This window comes from Sphingorhabdus lacus, from assembly GCF_009768975.1.
GTDB classification, from domain to species: Bacteria; Pseudomonadota; Alphaproteobacteria; order Sphingomonadales; family Sphingomonadaceae; genus Sphingorhabdus_B; species Sphingorhabdus_B lacus.
Map to the genome: position 1 here is coordinate 3311855 of NZ_CP035733.1, position 15529 is coordinate 3327383.

16 protein-coding genes are annotated in these 15529 nt (G+C 57.7%); 9 read left to right on the top strand and 7 right to left on the bottom strand.

Going from position 1 to position 15529, the window contains the following annotated elements; genetic code table 11:
• Window positions 1–21 precede the first annotated feature (21 nt).
• The 4 genes from pstA to EUU25_RS15900 all read right to left on the bottom strand — a co-directional run bounded on the left by pstA (window position 22) and on the right by EUU25_RS15900 (window position 5201).
• Entirely contained in the window at window positions 22–1287 is a 1266-nt protein-coding gene (gene pstA, locus EUU25_RS15885; protein ID WP_158902699.1) for a phosphate ABC transporter permease PstA, read from the bottom strand.
• Window positions 1280–2668, bottom strand: a complete 1389-nt coding sequence (gene pstC, locus EUU25_RS15890) for a phosphate ABC transporter permease subunit PstC (RefSeq protein ID WP_158902702.1) — start codon at window positions 2666–2668, stop codon at window positions 1280–1282. Before pstC ends, pstA begins: the two co-directional genes overlap by 8 nt.
• Before the next feature lie 123 nt (window positions 2669–2791).
• Complete coding sequence (locus EUU25_RS15895; protein WP_343032371.1) at window positions 2792–3844, bottom strand: substrate-binding domain-containing protein; 1053 nt, start codon at window positions 3842–3844, stop codon at window positions 2792–2794.
• 97 nt (window positions 3845–3941) lie between these two features.
• Window positions 3942–5201, bottom strand: a complete 1260-nt coding sequence (locus EUU25_RS15900) for an ATP-binding protein (RefSeq protein ID WP_246162788.1) — start codon at window positions 5199–5201, stop codon at window positions 3942–3944.
• Between the two features lie 135 nt (window positions 5202–5336).
• On the opposite strand from EUU25_RS15900, the gene EUU25_RS15905 reads away from it, so the two are divergent.
• From EUU25_RS15905 to EUU25_RS15920, 4 genes are read left to right on the top strand one after another with little or no spacing between them, the layout of a single operon-like run.
• The gene (locus tag EUU25_RS15905) at window positions 5337–5738 is read left to right on the top strand and encodes a hypothetical protein (RefSeq protein WP_158902705.1); all 402 of its coding nucleotides are present in this window, start codon (window positions 5337–5339) and stop codon (window positions 5736–5738) included.
• Between the two features lie 39 nt (window positions 5739–5777).
• Window positions 5778–6071 carry an HPr-rel-A system PqqD family peptide chaperone gene (locus tag EUU25_RS15910; protein WP_158902707.1) on the top strand — a complete coding sequence of 98 codons (294 nt, stop codon included), beginning with the start codon at window positions 5778–5780 and terminating at the stop codon, window positions 6069–6071.
• Entirely contained in the window at window positions 6064–6918 is an 855-nt protein-coding gene (locus EUU25_RS15915) for an HprK-related kinase A (RefSeq protein ID WP_158902710.1), read from the top strand. The genes EUU25_RS15910 and EUU25_RS15915 overlap by 8 nt, the downstream gene beginning before the upstream one ends.
• Window positions 6915–7928 (top strand): nucleotidyltransferase domain-containing protein, encoded by a 1014-nt coding sequence (locus EUU25_RS15920; RefSeq protein WP_158902713.1) that lies wholly within the window; start codon window positions 6915–6917, stop codon window positions 7926–7928. Before EUU25_RS15915 ends, EUU25_RS15920 begins: the two co-directional genes overlap by 4 nt.
• Here EUU25_RS15920 and EUU25_RS15925 read toward each other — a convergent pair.
• Entirely contained in the window at window positions 7920–8600 is a 681-nt protein-coding gene (locus tag EUU25_RS15925) for an HAD hydrolase-like protein (RefSeq protein ID WP_158902716.1), read from the bottom strand. The genes EUU25_RS15920 and EUU25_RS15925 overlap by 9 nt on opposite strands.
• A 166-nt stretch (window positions 8601–8766) precedes the next feature.
• Between EUU25_RS15925 and glmU the strand changes: the two genes are divergently transcribed.
• Window positions 8767–10113 (top strand): bifunctional UDP-N-acetylglucosamine diphosphorylase/glucosamine-1-phosphate N-acetyltransferase GlmU, encoded by a 1347-nt coding sequence (glmU, locus tag EUU25_RS15930; protein WP_246162789.1) that lies wholly within the window; start codon window positions 8767–8769, stop codon window positions 10111–10113.
• Window positions 10110–10589, top strand: coding sequence for a DUF3224 domain-containing protein (locus EUU25_RS15935; RefSeq protein ID WP_222848805.1), 480 nt, complete (start codon window positions 10110–10112; stop codon window positions 10587–10589). The genes glmU and EUU25_RS15935 overlap by 4 nt, the downstream gene beginning before the upstream one ends.
• 251 nt (window positions 10590–10840) lie before the next feature.
• Here EUU25_RS15935 and EUU25_RS15940 read toward each other — a convergent pair whose 3' ends face one another.
• Window positions 10841–11554 (bottom strand): tetratricopeptide repeat protein, encoded by a 714-nt coding sequence (locus EUU25_RS15940; protein ID WP_222848806.1) that lies wholly within the window; start codon window positions 11552–11554, stop codon window positions 10841–10843.
• A 73-nt stretch (window positions 11555–11627) separates the two neighbouring features.
• On the opposite strand from EUU25_RS15940, the gene EUU25_RS15945 reads away from it, so the two are divergent.
• Genes EUU25_RS15945 through glmS form a run of 3 tightly spaced genes read left to right on the top strand, consistent with a single transcriptional unit; the run spans window position 11628 to window position 14142 of the window.
• A complete protein-coding gene (locus tag EUU25_RS15945) occupies window positions 11628–11936 on the top strand; it encodes a ribbon-helix-helix domain-containing protein (RefSeq protein WP_158902725.1) in 309 nt (102 codons plus the stop codon).
• Entirely contained in the window at window positions 11933–12313 is a 381-nt protein-coding gene (locus EUU25_RS15950) for a type II toxin-antitoxin system VapC family toxin (protein ID WP_158902728.1), read from the top strand. Before EUU25_RS15945 ends, EUU25_RS15950 begins: the two co-directional genes overlap by 4 nt.
• Before the next feature lie 5 nt (window positions 12314–12318).
• Window positions 12319–14142: a glutamine--fructose-6-phosphate transaminase (isomerizing) gene (gene glmS / locus EUU25_RS15955; protein WP_158902731.1), complete on the top strand. Its 1824-nt coding sequence runs from the start codon at window positions 12319–12321 to the stop codon at window positions 14140–14142.
• 922 nt (window positions 14143–15064) lie between these two features.
• Here the strand turns inward: glmS and EUU25_RS15960 are convergent.
• Window positions 15065–15529, bottom strand: a complete 465-nt coding sequence (locus tag EUU25_RS15960; RefSeq protein WP_158902734.1) for a MarR family winged helix-turn-helix transcriptional regulator — start codon at window positions 15527–15529, stop codon at window positions 15065–15067.

Sequence of the window (15529 nt, forward strand, 5' to 3'; positions counted from 1 at the left end):
ATGGCGTCCTTTTCTTATCTGCTACCAGCGCGTTTCGAAACGGTTGCGCAAGTAAATAGCGAGGGCGTTCATCCCCAGCAGGAATATCAGAAGCACGATGATCGCGGCACTGGTTTTTTCGACAAAGCCCTGGTTCACTTCATCCGACCAGAGATAGATCTGCACCGGTAATGCGGTGGCCGCGTCGGTGAAACCTTGCGGTGCCGAGGGAATGAAGGCGCGCATACCGATCATCAGCAACGGTGCGGTTTCACCCAGCGCACGTGCCATGCCGATAATCGTGCCGGTCAAAATGCCGGGCAGGGCGAGCGGCAGCACATGGTGGAACACCACCTGTACTGGCGATGCACCAATGCCGAGCGCAGCTTCGCGGATGGAGGGTGGAACGGATTTGACGGCATTGCGGCCGGCAATCACGATGACCGGCATCGTCATCAGCGCAAGGGTTAAACCGCCCACCAGAGCCGACGAACGCGGCATCCCGAACATCGTCAGGAATACCGCAAGGCCGAGCAGGCCGAAGATGATCGAGGGAACAGCCGCAAGGTTGTTGATCGACACTTCGATCATGTCGGTCAGCTTGTTCTTCGGCGCATATTCTTCGAGATAGAGCGCCGCGAACACGCCAATGGGGAAAGCGAGCAACAGGGTAATCGCCATCGTCATCAGCGACCCCTTGAATGCTGCCCAGATACCTACCGCAGACGGGTCGGTCGCATCGGCTCCGGTCAGGAATGTCCAGTTGAACCCGCTGCGCAGCGCATCCTTCTGCTCCAGAGACGCGACGGTCTTTTCCGCAGCAGCCTCACCTGCGCGTTTGTAGGCGACATCGAGGCGGGAATCGGCGGGCAACCAGAGTGTCTGCTTTGCCGTTACCAATTGGGGGTTGTCAGCCAGTTTCTGGCGCACATTGGCGGCGGCGGCCGAGGTCAAAAGTTCGCTGCCCTGATCGCCATATTGCTGGCTGACGGCCAGATCGACAATGCCGGGAATATCCATCGAGTTGAGCGTCGTGTCTGCATTGGGCCCGGTAATGGATGCGGCGGTCGCGCCCGAAGTCAGGGCCGGGAAATCAAATTCGACGGCAATCTCCGTCCGCTGGAAACCGCGCAGGCCCTGGCCCAACATGGTGAACAGCAAGAAAGCAAGGAACAGTGTCGACAAGGCAACCGCAAAAAAGCCCATCGCCTTGAACCGGCGTTCGGCAGCATAGCGCTTCGCAATGCGTTTCTGCATCACGACGCCGTTCCAGTCGGTGGGGGTGGGGTCGATGGTGGCGTTATTCATATGCTTCACGATAGCGTTTGACCACGCGCAGAGCGACATAGTTGAGGAAGAAGGTGGTGACGAACAGCGCCAGACCCAGCGCGAATGCGGCCAGGGTGTGCGGGCTGCCGAAATCCTGGTCGCCGGTCAGCAGGGCGACGATCTGCACGGTGACCGTGGTAATCGTGTCGAACGGATTGGCGGTCAGATTGGCGGTGTAGCCTGCGGCCATCACCACGATCATGGTTTCGCCAATCGCACGGCTGACCGCAAGCAGGACGCCGCCGACCACACCGGGCAGCGCAGCGGGAAGAAGGACTTGCTTGATCGTCTCGCTCTTGGTTGCGCCCATGGCGAGGCTGCCGTCGCGCATTGCATTGGGCACGGCAGCGATGCTGTCGTCAGACATGGACGAGACGAGTGGAATGATCATCACACCCATGACGATCCCGGCGGCCAGCGCATTGTCCGATGCGGCGTTGCTGACGCCCAGCATGACGGCGAAGTCACGGATCGCAGGGGCGACGGTGAGTGCGGCGAAATAGCCATAGACCACGGTTGGCACACCGGCGAGGATTTCGAGGATCGGCTTCATCCATTTGCGCACATTGGTCGAGGCATATTGGGTGAGGAAAATCGCGCTCATCAACCCAAGCGGGATAGCAACAAGCATCGCGATAATCGCGCCGATGAAGATGGTGCCCCAGAAGAGCGGAATGGCGCCATAGCCATTATTCGCGCCGGGGGTGACGACGCTCTTTGGGTTCCAGTCGGTACCGAACAGGAATTCAAAAGGCGAAACCATCGAGAAAAACTGGTAAGATTCAAAGATCAGCGACGCAAAGATACCAAGCGTTGTGATGATGGCGAGCAAGGATGCGAACAGCAAACCGAGCATGACCAGCCGCTCGACCTTGTTACGGGCGCGGAAGTCGGGCTTCAGGCGGGTGAACGCAAATGCACCACCTGCGAACAGCAGCACCAGCGTACCGGCCATGCCGATCCAGCTATAGTAAGAGAGCGCGTCCTTATAGAGCGGCGCCAGCTTTTCGCTCTGCGCCTGAAATGCAGTGGTCTGCAGCCCCTGCGCGATGGCGCGGGCTTCGGACAGAATAGCGGCTCTGGAAAATCCGTCTTGCGGCAGGTCGGACGCGACGGGCGCGGACAGGACCATATTGGTCACCAGCGCGGGCGAAACCGATTGCCAGATGAACATGAAAAGCACGGCGGGGACGACGGCGCAGACCGCAACGAACCAGCCATGATAGGAGGGCAGGCTGTTGACCTGACCACGCGGGCCACCCTTTGCGGCGCGCACGAAAGTCGCGGCGCGTGCGCGTCCGACGATCCACGCGACCAACCCGAGGCCAAGGACAAGGAAGAGCAACGCCGTTCCAGTCATATACCTAACCTTGCCCCCTTCGGCCAAAAGGCCGGAAAATTGAGAAATTACGCACCAAAGACACTGGGCATGGATCGAATAGAGATTCGATCCATGCCCATAGACGCGAGGAATGTTGCAGTTTTATTTCAAATCTGCGCCGTCCATGGCATTTAGGCCGTTGGCAGCTTCCATAGCCTTTTTATAATCGGCATCGGTCGACGCAATCATGCCCAATTTCGTCAGATAACCGCCAACAGCGCCACCCTTCAGAAACTCGAGAATAAATTCCTTGATGCCCGGAATCTTGTCGATGTGGGCCTTCTTCACGTAGATGAACATCTTGCGTGCGCCGGGATAGCTTCCGTCCGAGATGGTGGCGATGGTTGGGTTGACGCCGTCCATCGTGATGCCGTGCACCTTGGCTGCGTTTTCTTCCATATAGCTATAGCCGAAAATGCCGACCATATTGGGGTTGGCGTCGAGCTTCTGAACGATCAGATTGTCGTTCTCGCCCTGCTCCTTGAACGCGCCATCGGTGCGGATTTCGGTGCAGACTGCTTTATACTTGTCTTCGTCCGTGTCCTTCAGCGCCTTCGTGGCGGCGTCGGTTTTGCAGCCGGCTTCCATGATCAGCTCATGGAAAGAATCGCGGGTACCCGAAGTTGTTGGCGGACCAAAAACCGAAATAGGCAGCTTGGGAAGCGCAGGATTGACGTCCGACCACAGCTTTGCGGTCTGCGGCTTGCCAAAGGGGTTCGCAGCCAATGCCTTGTATACATCGGCGGTCGACAGAGCGAATTTTTCACCCTTGTTCGATTGCGCAAGCGCGAGGCCGTCGATACCCACCTGGATTTCGATGATGTCCTTCACGCCATTCTTCTGGCAATTTTCAAACTCGCTCTTTTTGATGCGGCGCGATGCATTGGTGATGTCGGGTGTTTCCGCGCCGACGCCCTTGCAGAACTGCTCCATACCACCGCCGGTGCCGGTCGATTCGAGAACCGGCGACTTGCGCGAGCTGTCGGCCTTGGCAAAAGCTTCAGCAGCAGCCTTGGCGAAGGGGAAAACGGTCGAGGAGCCGACAATGCGGATTTCCTGACGTGATCCGCCCGCTGCACCGCCGGTGCTGGCCTGGTCATTACATGCCGTAAGCGCAAGCGCGCTAATGGCGATAAGCGAGATTTTCTTCATCATTTACCTGTTTCCCTCAATTGGAATTATCATGGCGAACCCATGCCCGGTCGCGCAGATAGCTGCCCTAGATGGCCGATAAATGACTCTTGCGTGACACTTATATGACAGTGTCGGGGGCAACGGGTAACAATACCGACACGCTGGTCCCTGTTCCTACGGTACTGCGGATTTCCAGATGCCCGCGGTGGCGGTCCACAATATGTTTTACCAGACTTAATCCGAGGCCGGTTCCCCCGACCGAGCGGCTGCGACCCGAATCAACGCGGTAGAATCGTTCAGTCAGCCGCGGCAAATGTTCCGGTGCGATTCCGTCGCCCTGGTCGACGACGCTGAAAGCCAGCATCGCACCCGAACGCGACTGCGCCAGCGAAACCGCGATGGGCGTGCCCGGGCGGCCATATTTCATAGCGTTGGTGATGATATTGCTCGCGAGCTGCCGCAATTGTCCCGCATCGCCCATCACTTGCGAAGCTTCCATGGTGATGTCGAGGACAATGTCGCCGCCCCGCTCTTTCTGGCTGGCGCGGACATGATCGACGGTTTCCATCACAATATGCGCAAAGTCGACGGGCGTTTGCGGCGGATCATATTTTTCCGCCTCGATGCGCGACAGCGACATGAGGTCGCGGACGAGCGCCTGCATCCGGTCGGTTTCTTTCGCCATTATGCCCAGGAAGCGCCCCCGTGTTTCGGGGTCGTCGCCGGCATCGGGATCATCCAGTGTTTCAATAAAGCCTTTGACGGCGGCCAGCGGGGTCAGCAATTCATGGCTTGCATTGGCGACAAAATCGACGCGCATCTTCTCGGCAGCCTGCGCTCCGCTGCGGTCGGCGAGGTGCACCATTTTCTGGCCTGGTCCGATCGACTGGATCCGCATATCCCACATCTGGCTTTGCTGGCCGATGCCGGTCAGGCGAATCGGATGCCCGGTATGCTGGGCGTCGGGGTCGGTCAGGCGCTCGATCGCACCGGCATGGCGGAATGCGATGCGCACATTTTGGCCGACAATATTGATACCCAATAACTGGCGCGCAAACTGGTTCGCTGCGGTGACCCGGGAATTGTCGACAATCAGGATCGCGTCGTTGGATGCATCGATGAAGGACTGCAATTGGGGATGGCTGGTGATTGCGCCGGGATCGATAAAGGACTGAGCCGGCATGTGCGCGGAAGGCTCATTACCGGGGTCATGGGGATCGGCGGCAACGAAGAGCGCGATCAGCATGGATATAAGTGTCACAAGAATGCGTTCGACTTCGCCATGCAACTGTCCGGCGATCACTGCCCCTATGACGGCCAGCGCAACGGCAAAAAGGACTCGGGGTGACAACCAGCTATTCACACTTTCCCCATCCACCTATTTGTTCCTGTTCCCGCCCTACGCTAAACCATCTATTAGCTTTTGCTGTCGATAATGTCCCACATATAGACGCTGTCCTGTCGCGCAAGCGTGGCGGCTGGAAATGCGGACATAATATGCTAGGCCAAAAAAATGGACGATGACACAAAAAGCCCCAATCCGCTGAATAGCCCGACGAGCCGTCGTCGTGCGCTGATGCTCGGTGCGGCCACTGCGTCGGCCATTGTATCGGTGCGGCCTGCTTTGGCGCAATCCGCTGCATCCGTCATGAACTGCGAAATTCCGGTGCCCGGACCGCATGGTACGGGCATGAATATCGACAGTTATGGCAAGTTGGTTCCGCGCGATACCCCGGGTTCATTCCCTGCGACCGGACAGAAATTCACCGGTGAACAGGTGAAAGCGGCCCTGCGTGGACGCAGTCTGCCCGGCACAAGCTATGACCAGAGCCAGGCCTATGTAAATTATATCCGCCGCCTGCAAAGCGGCCAGAGCGGCTTCACCTGCTACGCCAGCCTGCAGATGTCGCGCTAAACATTGAATTTTAACGCTGGGGCTTTACCCCATGCGTCCATGACAGCGTCGCAAAGTACAAAATATAAAGCGGAACCGGCGGACCAGATTTTGGTTACGCCGCTGGATTCGCTGACATTGGTGTATCAGCGCCGGTCGGGGATCACCCATATCGTGGCCGAACCCGCCCCCGAAATACTCGCCGCCATGGGTGCGGACGCGTTGACCGCCGACGAGGTTGCGCAGCGGTTGGCGGCGCAATTTGATTTTGACAGCGCGCAAGCGGCGGACATCATAGCCGCACGATTGAACGAGCTGGCCGATCTCGGGCTGGTCGAGCGCTGCTATGCATGAATTCCGGGTTCAGGTAGGGCCAGCCGCCTTTCGCATCGGTTCGCAGTGGAAGCGACCGTTGGATCAACTGGCGGAATTGTACCGCGATTATCCGGTGCCGCAAATACCCGACTATTCGGTGCGGCTGGAATCGGTCAGCCTGTTGCGCCGTTTTATCCGCCCATCGGTGGCGATCAACGGGGACTATATGTTGCCGGATGCGGCGCCTTTGCCTTTGGAGCAAGGCTTGCTGGCGGCCGAAATGGCGATGAACCTGCAAATGGCGCTCGGCTGGCGGCGGCACGTGTTACTGCATGCCAGCGCCGTCGAAAAGGATGGAAAGGCCCTTATCATGACGGGCCAATCGGGGTCGGGCAAATCGACTTTGGCTGCCATGCTGGGCCATAGGGGCTGGCGCTTCATGGGTGATGAATTTGTACTGGTCGATCTGGACAGCGGCGATGCGGTGCCATTCCCCCGGCTCATCAGCCTGAAAAACGAAGCCATTGGCGCGATGCTGGCCACCGCGCTCGATGGTCGTTTTGGCCCCTTGATGCCGTCCACGCCCAAGGGGGACATCCGGCATCTGGTTCCGCCTTCCGATGCGATCGACCATATGGCGCGTCCGGCCCGGCCTGCGCTCTTGCTATTCCCCAGCTTCGGATTTGACGCCGCTGTGCGTGAGGTCGGGCCGAGCGAGGTGTTCATGCGCTTGACGCAAGCCTCGACCAATTATGTCGCGCTCGGTGAAAAGGGCTTTTCTACGCTGACCCGCTTTGTCCAAACGGTTCCCGCCCGCGCGATTGATTATCGCGACGGGATCGAGGCCGAAGCGTTGGTGAACCAGCTATGGGCGGAATGCGCATGACCCATAACGGCATGCTTCTGGTCGATGCGCTGCGCAATCCTGCGGGGACAGCGCGTTTGGACGCGGCTGGATGGACTGCGCTGCTGACCATAGCACGGGTCGAACAACTGCTCGGCACCTTGGCGCGCAAGCTATCGGGTTTGCCTGTGCCGGACGCGGTGGCGCACATATTGGAAGAGGCCCGGATCAACGCCGAATACCAACGCCGCTCTGCCTTGTGGGAGGCCGACTGCGCGCGGCGGGCACTGGCGGACTATGCCGGCAAGGTCGTGCTGATGAAGGGAACGGCCTATGTGGCGGCTGGTCTCAAGGCAGGCGAGGGGCGGCATATCGGGGATCTCGATATCATGGTCGCACAGGCCGAATTGCCGCAGGTCGAGGCTGCGTTGCTAAACGCCGGGTGGGAATGGGTGAAAGAAGACGCCTATGATGACGCCTATTATCGCGACCATATGCATGAGCTGCCCCCGCTGATCCACAAGGAGCGGGACCGCATGATCGATGTGCACCACACGATCCTGCCCCTGACGGCGCGACCCCGGCCCGATGCGGAGGTGATGCTGGCCGATGGGGATGCGCTGGCAAATGGCCTTTATGTCCTGAGCCCGACCGACATGTTGATTCACAGCGCCGCGCATCTGTTTGCCGATGGCGAGCTGGACGGTGGATTGCGGAACCTGTGGGATATTCATTGCCTGATCGACGAGCGGGCCGATGATGCATTTTGGCCCGCACTTGCAAGTCGTGCGGCACATCACCAGCTGCTTGCCCCGGTGGAACGTGCCGTGCGCCTGGCCCATCAACTATATGGGACAGACATCCCAAGCGGATGGCGGCGCGGGCATTGGCCGGACACATATTATATCCGCCGTCTGACCGCACGCGACCATTGGGGGCGGGGCACGCATAAACTCACAAGGCTGCTCTTTTACATCCGGTCGCACTGGCTGCGCATGCCGCCGTTGATGCTGGCGCGGCATTTGTGGACGAAATGGCGGAAGTCAGCCTAGATTGCGCAGGGCAGGGAGAAGCTCGTCAAAATGGTCGATAATTGCATCGGCGCCCATTTCCTCAACCGGACCATGTAAAAAGCCGAAGCTGACGGCGATGCTGGGCACATTGGCGTTCTTCGCCGCCATGACGTCATAAATGGAATCCCCGATATAGGCCGCCCGCCCGCCAGCGCCCAAGGCTTGGCCGCGTTTCACCATTTCGAATATGGGCGCGCCTGAAGGTTTGGCATTTTCCTTACCCAAAGTGTCCGCACCCAAAATGCAGACCATACGGTGGGCAAGGTTCAGGTCGGTGAGCAGCTTGACCGCAAGGCTTTCAAACTTGTTGGTGACTACCGCATAACGCACGCCCATGGCATCGAGTTGGTCCAACAGGTCGAGCGCGCCGTCGAACGGGCGGCTGTGGACCGAGACATTGGCTTCATAATAGCTAAGCATCTGGCGATAGAGCGGACGGAAATCGTCGCCCGGTATGCCGCCCGTTGCCTCCAGCCCCTGTTGCAGCATCAGCTTTGCACCGCCGCCAATATGCTGCTTCACCGTTTCGGTGGAGAGCAGCGGTCGCCCCACGCTGTCCAGCACATGGTTGACCGCCGCAGTCAGGTCGCCGCTGGTGTCGACGAGCGTACCGTCGAGATCGAATCCGATAATGTCGAAAGGAATACTCAAACCTAATCTCCTTAATCCGTTCCTGTCGAGCGTAGTCGAGACACCGCGAGAGCGCGCCTAACTTATTGGTATCTCGACTTCGCTCGATACGAACGGGATTGAATATGTTGAGGTAAATGGAGCGTTGTTCTGGAAACCGCAACAATTTGCTGGCATGAGGCGGCGCATGACACAGATCGCCGCCATCATTCTCGCCGCGGGCAAAGGCACCCGCATGAAATCCGACCTGCACAAGGTGCTACACCCCATCGCGGGCCGCCCTATGCTGATGCACCTGATGGACGCGGTCGACGCGTTGAATCCGGCCAAGAAGGTCGTAGTCGTCGGCAGCGGCAAGGAACAGTTGGAAGCTGCGCTGGCAGGATCGGCAGAACTGGCCGTGCAGGAACCGCAACATGGTACCGGTCATGCGGTCCAGCAGGCCGAAGCGGCATTGGCGGGTTTTGAGGGCGACGTCCTGATTCTCTACGGCGACGTGCCTTTTGTCCCCACATCCACAATGCAGATGATGATTGACCGGCTGAACGCCGACGACGATCCCGCCGTCGTCGTTCTGGGCTTTGAACCGGAAGATACGCAAGCCTATGGCCGCATCGTCACGCAGAATGACCGGATTGAATGGATGGTCGAGCACAAGGACGCGACCGAAGCGCAGCGGGCGACAAAGCTGTGCAACAGCGGCCTGATGGCGGTGAAGGCAAAGGATCTCTTCCCTCTTTTGGCGCGGGTCACCAACGAGAATGCGGCGGGCGAGTATTATCTGGTCGACATCGTCAACATCGCGACGCAGGACGGACGCCATTGCTATGTCGTCAAGACCGACCCCTATGACGTAACCGGCATCAATAGCCGCGGTGAACTCGCCGCGATGGAGGGCGAGTGGCAGGCACGGCGCCGTGTGCAGGCCATGGTGGACGGCGCGAGCCTGATTGCGCCCGACACGGTCTGGTTTTCCTGGGACACCAAGCTGGGCCGCGATGTGCTGATTGAGCCAAACGTCTTTTTTGGCCCCGGCGTGACGGTCGCCGACAATGTAAAAATCCGCGCCAACTGCCATATTGAGGGCGCGACCATCGGTTCGGGTTGCGAAGTCGGCCCCTTTGCGCGGTTGCGCCCCGGCACGGTGCTCGAAGAAAAGGCCAAGATCGGGAATTTCGTCGAGACGAAAAAGGCGCATCTGGGCAAAGGCGCGAAAGCCAATCATCTCACCTATCTGGGCGACGCCACCATCGGCGCGGGTGCGAATATCGGGGCAGGGACGATTACCTGCAATTATGACGGCTATTTCAAATATCAGACCGTGATCGGCGAGGGCGCGTTCATTGGCAGCAACAGCGCCCTGATTGCGCCTGTGAAAATCGGCCGCGACGCGATTGTTGCCGCCGGCAGTGCGGTCAGCCGTGACGTCGCCGATGGCGACCTGCGCATGGTACGGGCCGAACAGCTGGTGAAACCCGGCTGGGCCGACCGGTTCCACGATACGATGCGGAAAAAGAAGGCCGAAAAGAAGTGAGCCCTTTGCGCGGGACATTTCTGGCCCTAGCATTGCTCTCGGCCCCCGCCGCCGGGGCATCTCCCACGGATCAAAAGGAACAGCATATGGTGCAACATCAGGCCAAGGGCACATTCGATGTCAAAATGGTGCCGCAAGCTGACGACACCGCGGATGTCGGCCGCATGACGCTCGACAAGACGTTCCACGGCGATCTGGAAGCGAGCAGCATCGGCCAGATGATCGCCGTCCGGACACCGACCGAAGGATCGGCAGGCTATGTCGCGATGGAGCGCGTCACGGGCACCTTAGGCGGCAAAAAAGGCAGCTTTGCCCTGCAGCATTTCGGCACCATGAACCGCGGGAAGCAGCATTTGCGCATCGAAATCGTGCCCGACTCCGGAACCGATGGCCTCGCCGGGATCAGCGGGACTCTGGACATCATCATCGAAAAGGGCGCGCACTCCTACGTGCTGGATTATACACTGCCGGGGTGAGGGTCGCTGCATTAGGCGTCGATTATGAAGCGGTTTCCATTCTTTTGGCTGCTGTTGCTTGCCGCACTTATTATTGCTTCGATAACTTTGAAAACAGTGATGATTTCGGAATGTTGGACCGACGGGGGCGCATATACTTCCGTAACAAGCGCTGGTTTCTGCGTTAGGAAGTGACTTTGGCTGACCGTCTAATGATCGAGCAAATCGTCCCCTGTTTCGCGCCCCTGCCTTGTGGACCTGTCAGCAATGCATCATTTCTTACGCAAGGTTTTGATGTAATCCAATTCCTGTAAGGCCCCTTGATGCTTTGGTACAAGCTTCAGGGAATCCCGGAAATATTTCTCTGCCAAATCGAGATCGCCTAGTTCAATTTTAGTGAAGCCCATTCCACGCAGCGACCTGGCTTCAAATTCCGGACGATATTTTTCTGGAGCATAAGCGGCCGCGTCTCGGGCTTTCTCAAATAGGTCGAAAGACTTTTGCCAGTTGCGCCGCGACTTGTGCCATTCGGCATATTCGTTGGCGTAGTGAGCCTCCAAAGGGGCCATTGCGGCAGCGCGTTCAAGATAGGCGCCGGCTTCTGCAGATCGGTTCAGATCAATCAGGGCAAAGCCCTTGATGAATAAGGCGTTGCACAAAGCCCCGTGCATGATGATGGTGTTTCTCTTATTTGCCGCCCCTTGCCCCGCTAGGAGTAATGTCTGCACGGGGCCTTCCGCGCAAAAATAGTCTTTCGTGTTGTCCGTGTTTTGCGCATCAAAGGCGGCTATAATGGGGTCTACAATCCGAACCGCTTCCTCGGGTTTCGTGTCCAAAAGCGCATCATGTGCTTTTTCAACCTGGGTTTGCCACTCATCCATGTCGGCTGCGGCTGTGGCCCTCGCAACATTACCAGCGACAGACATCGCAACCAAAGAAATTATTAACAACAAGCGCATAGTGGATCCCCCATGAAAGCGGAACATAGCCTGCCTTTGCCTTGCAACAATGACAAATCGTCTGTCTTGACATGATATCATGATATGATATCAGTATATCATGACTCGCATCCTTGCTGATCTGCCCGATGAAGATATCAAGTGGCTCGACCAAATAGCGGCCGAGCAGGGCAAGTCGCGTGCCTCGGTGCTTCGTGAGGCTGTTTCGGCCTATCGGGCGGAGGCTCCATCGTCCGGCAATACCGACTGGCTGGAGGCTGGCTTTGGCTTGTGGGCCAAATATGGTTTTAACGAGGATGGGATGGCTTATCAGAACCGAATGCGCGACGAGTGGGTGCGCGAATGGGATCCGGATTATGATCCCGCGAAACATGGACCGCTGACCGATGAGAAAGACGTCACTAGGTGAGTGACATCTATTTCGACACCAATATTATTATTGATGCATTGGCGAGGAGACCCCAAGCTCTTGCCGAGCTTCGCCGTGCCAAGCGGCAATGGATCAGCCGCATGACATGGATCGAAATTCTTGCGGGCGTTCCTGTTCCCGCTCGCGCAGAAACCGAAAGCTATTTGCAAAATTTTGCGATCCGGGAGTTATCGCCGGAAATCGCCCGACGCGCCGCTGACCTTCGTTTCAACAAACGCTCGCTCAAATTGCCTGATGCAGTGATCTTTGCGTCTGCGCAGGAGCATGGCGCGATACTCGTGACACGAAACATAAAGGATTTTCCGGCAGAGATGCCAGGCATCCGCGTCCCATACATCACTCCAGACAAGGTTTAATTTTAATGTGCGGCATTATTGGCATTGTAGGTAAAGAAGCAGTCTCGGACCGGTTGGTCGACGGGCTGAAGCGGATGGAATATCGCGGATATGACTCCGCCGGTGTCTGCACCGTGCATGGGGGACAACTAGTCCGCCGTCGCGCCGAGGGCAAATTGGCCAATCTGGTGCAGGTGCTGAAATCCGATGATGCGCCGGGCAACATCGGCATCGCCCACACCCGCTGGGCCACCCATGGCGCGCCAACCACCAGCAACGCCCACCCGCACGCCACGCAGGAAGTGGCACTGGTGCACAATGGCATCATCGAAAATTTCAAGCAGCTCCGCGACGAACTGACCGCCCGTGGCCGGACTTTTGAAAGCGAAACCGATACCGAGGTTGTCGCGCATCTCGTGTCCGAACAAGTCGAAGCGGGCCTTGCACCTGCCGATGCGGTCAAGGCTGTCCTTCCGCGTCTACGCGGTGCTTTCGCGCTCGCCATCGCTTTCCGGCAATTCCCCGATTTCCTCATCGGCGCGCGCCTCGGCAGCCCGCTGGTCGTTGGCTATGGCGACGGCGAAACCTATCTCGGCTCCGACGCACTGGCGCTTGCCCCGCTCACACAAAAAATCGCATATCTGGATGAAGGCGACTGGGTCATCGTAACCCGCGAAGGCGCACAGATTTACGATAAGGACAATAATCCGGTCACCCGCGAAATCACGACATCGGGCGTATCGGCAGCGGCGATCGAAAAGGGCAATTACCGCCATTATATGCAGAAAGAGATTTTCGAGCAGCCCACCGTGGTCGCCCAGACTCTTTCCAGCTATATCCGTCCACTCGAACAGACGGTCGCCCTGCCGCAGATGGATTTCGATCTCGCCGGCGTAAAGCGCATCACCATCGTCGCCTGCGGCACCAGCTATTATGCAGGGATGGTCGCCAAATATTGGTTCGAAACCTTTGCCCGCGTTCCTGTCGACATCGATGTCGCATCGGAATTCCGCTATCGCGATCCCGTCCTGGAAGAAGGCGGCCTCGCCCTGTTCATCTCCCAATCGGGCGAGACAGCCGACACGCTCGCGGCGCTGCGCCATTGCAAGGAACAGGGGCAGACCATTGCCGTCGTCGTCAACGTTCCGACCTCCAGCATGGCCCGCGAAGCCGATCTGTTATTGCCCACCCATGCTGGCCCCGAAATCGGTGTTGCGTCGACCAAGGCCTTTACGTGCCAGCTCGCCGTTCTCGCCGCGCTGGCCGCACATCTGGCGTTGGTGAAAGGCAAGTTGTCGGCGGAACAAGAACGCGAAATCGTCCGCCACCTGATCGAGGCACCCGCCGCGCTCAATGCCGCGCTCGCTCATGATGAGGATATTGCGGCGATGGCGCATCTGATCGCGCCGGCGCGCGACGTGCTCTATCTCGGCCGTGGCCCCGACTATCCGCTCGCCATGGAAGGCGCGCTGAAGCTCAAGGAAATCAGCTATATCCACGCCGAAGGCTATGCCTCGGGCGAAATGAAACATGGCCCCATCGCATTGATTGACGAAGCTGTGCCGGTCATCGTCCTCGCCCCGTCGGGCCCCCTGTTCGAAAAGACCGTCAGCAACATGCAAGAAGTGCGCGCCCGCGGCGGCAAGGTCGTGCTTATATCGGATGCCGAAGGGATTGAGGAAGCCGGCGAAGGCTGCCTTGCCACAATCGAAATGCCCTCAGTCCATCCACTGATTGCGCCGCTGGTATATGCGGTGCCTGTGCAACTGCTCGCCTACCACGTGGCCTGCGCCAAGGGTACCGATGTCGACCAGCCAAGGAATTTGGCAAAGTCCGTGACGGTGGAGTGATAGAGAGGGCTGGGACGCTAGTTGTAGTGGGACAATTGAGTTTTGCAAAAGGCAATTAAGATTTGCAATTTTGCGAATATATAACAATTGACATTTGCAATTTATTTTCGGGAATATTATTTTAATTTCAATTTTTTAGAGAGATTTCTCCGTTTTTTGCTGGCGAATGAAATCAGCATTGGACGCGATTTGATCAATGTCCCGGTGCGAAATTTGGGAGATTTAGCGGCGCGACATTATGCGGAACAGACACGACCGGATTGGCACAATCGTCATATGATGATTTCCACGGTGGTCGTACTTTGACCCGTGTTCTTTCGCTCGTGCCATATGTTACCATGGGTGCAGCTTCCTGATATCTGGTTGGGTATTATGTTCGCCGATCCTGCCATACTCGGTGCTGCCGCGCGATCGGATCGTCTAAGGTCAAGTGAGCGCGGTGTGGAAAGTTATCGGAACATTTTTGATCGTCGAGTAAAGCCTCGAGGCGTTGCTTCTGTTGAAACTTCTTTTCGGCACATTCTGAGGACCGCGATTTATAGGTTGTTACCTTAGCCAAGTATTAGTCATCCGAAGTCCTTGATACTCGGCCTCGCAAAGTCGGCTGTCGCTAACTTTCCGGACGTTCGTAATGCCTTTCGCGAATTGCAAAACCTGCCCTTCGTTCATGTTACGACTTCCGGGTGGCGACGACTGCTTTCGTAGTTCAGATCAGGGTGTTCCGATGGTTGGGGTGCCGTGGAGAGTTAACGGTTGGGTTCTAACTCGCAATTCCCGACAAGCTGACGTTTGAGCCGGAGAACCGCCCCCTATTTTGCTCCGATCCTGTAAGCGTTGGGCACATCGACCACATGAGCATAGCCCCGTCGGCACAGAAAATTGGCGTTTACCCTCCTGCTTCAGGGAGCGCTGCTGGCTCGGATCAGCGATTCCGAGTTCTTTTACTAAGCGGCTTTTCCTCTAGCGCGCCGATAAATGCATTTGTCAGGCTAAAAAGGTCTCCTACCTCGTCGAACAGATCGGCATAGGCCTGCTTGACGAGATCTCGACAATTGAGGAAAATTTCGATCTGTCTCTTGCCCGTCGCAGTCAGGCTGAAAGACTTCTTCCGCGCGTCGTCCAAGACCTGTGTCGCAGTGACCAAACTGAGCCTCATGAGCTTGGGAAGTTTCTGTAGGACAAGTTGATGCGAGACATTGAGTGCGCGCGCCAAGTCTGCCGCTGTCGCATGTTCGAGCCGCGCGAGTTGGATCATCAGCGAGCAGGACTTCACGGGGATGATGACGCCATGCTCCTTGAATATCACTTCGGATTGGGTTTCGATCAACGTACTAAGCCGCTCCACAGTGCGACCAAGAAAGACGGGATCGTCGAGCGGAACGGTCAA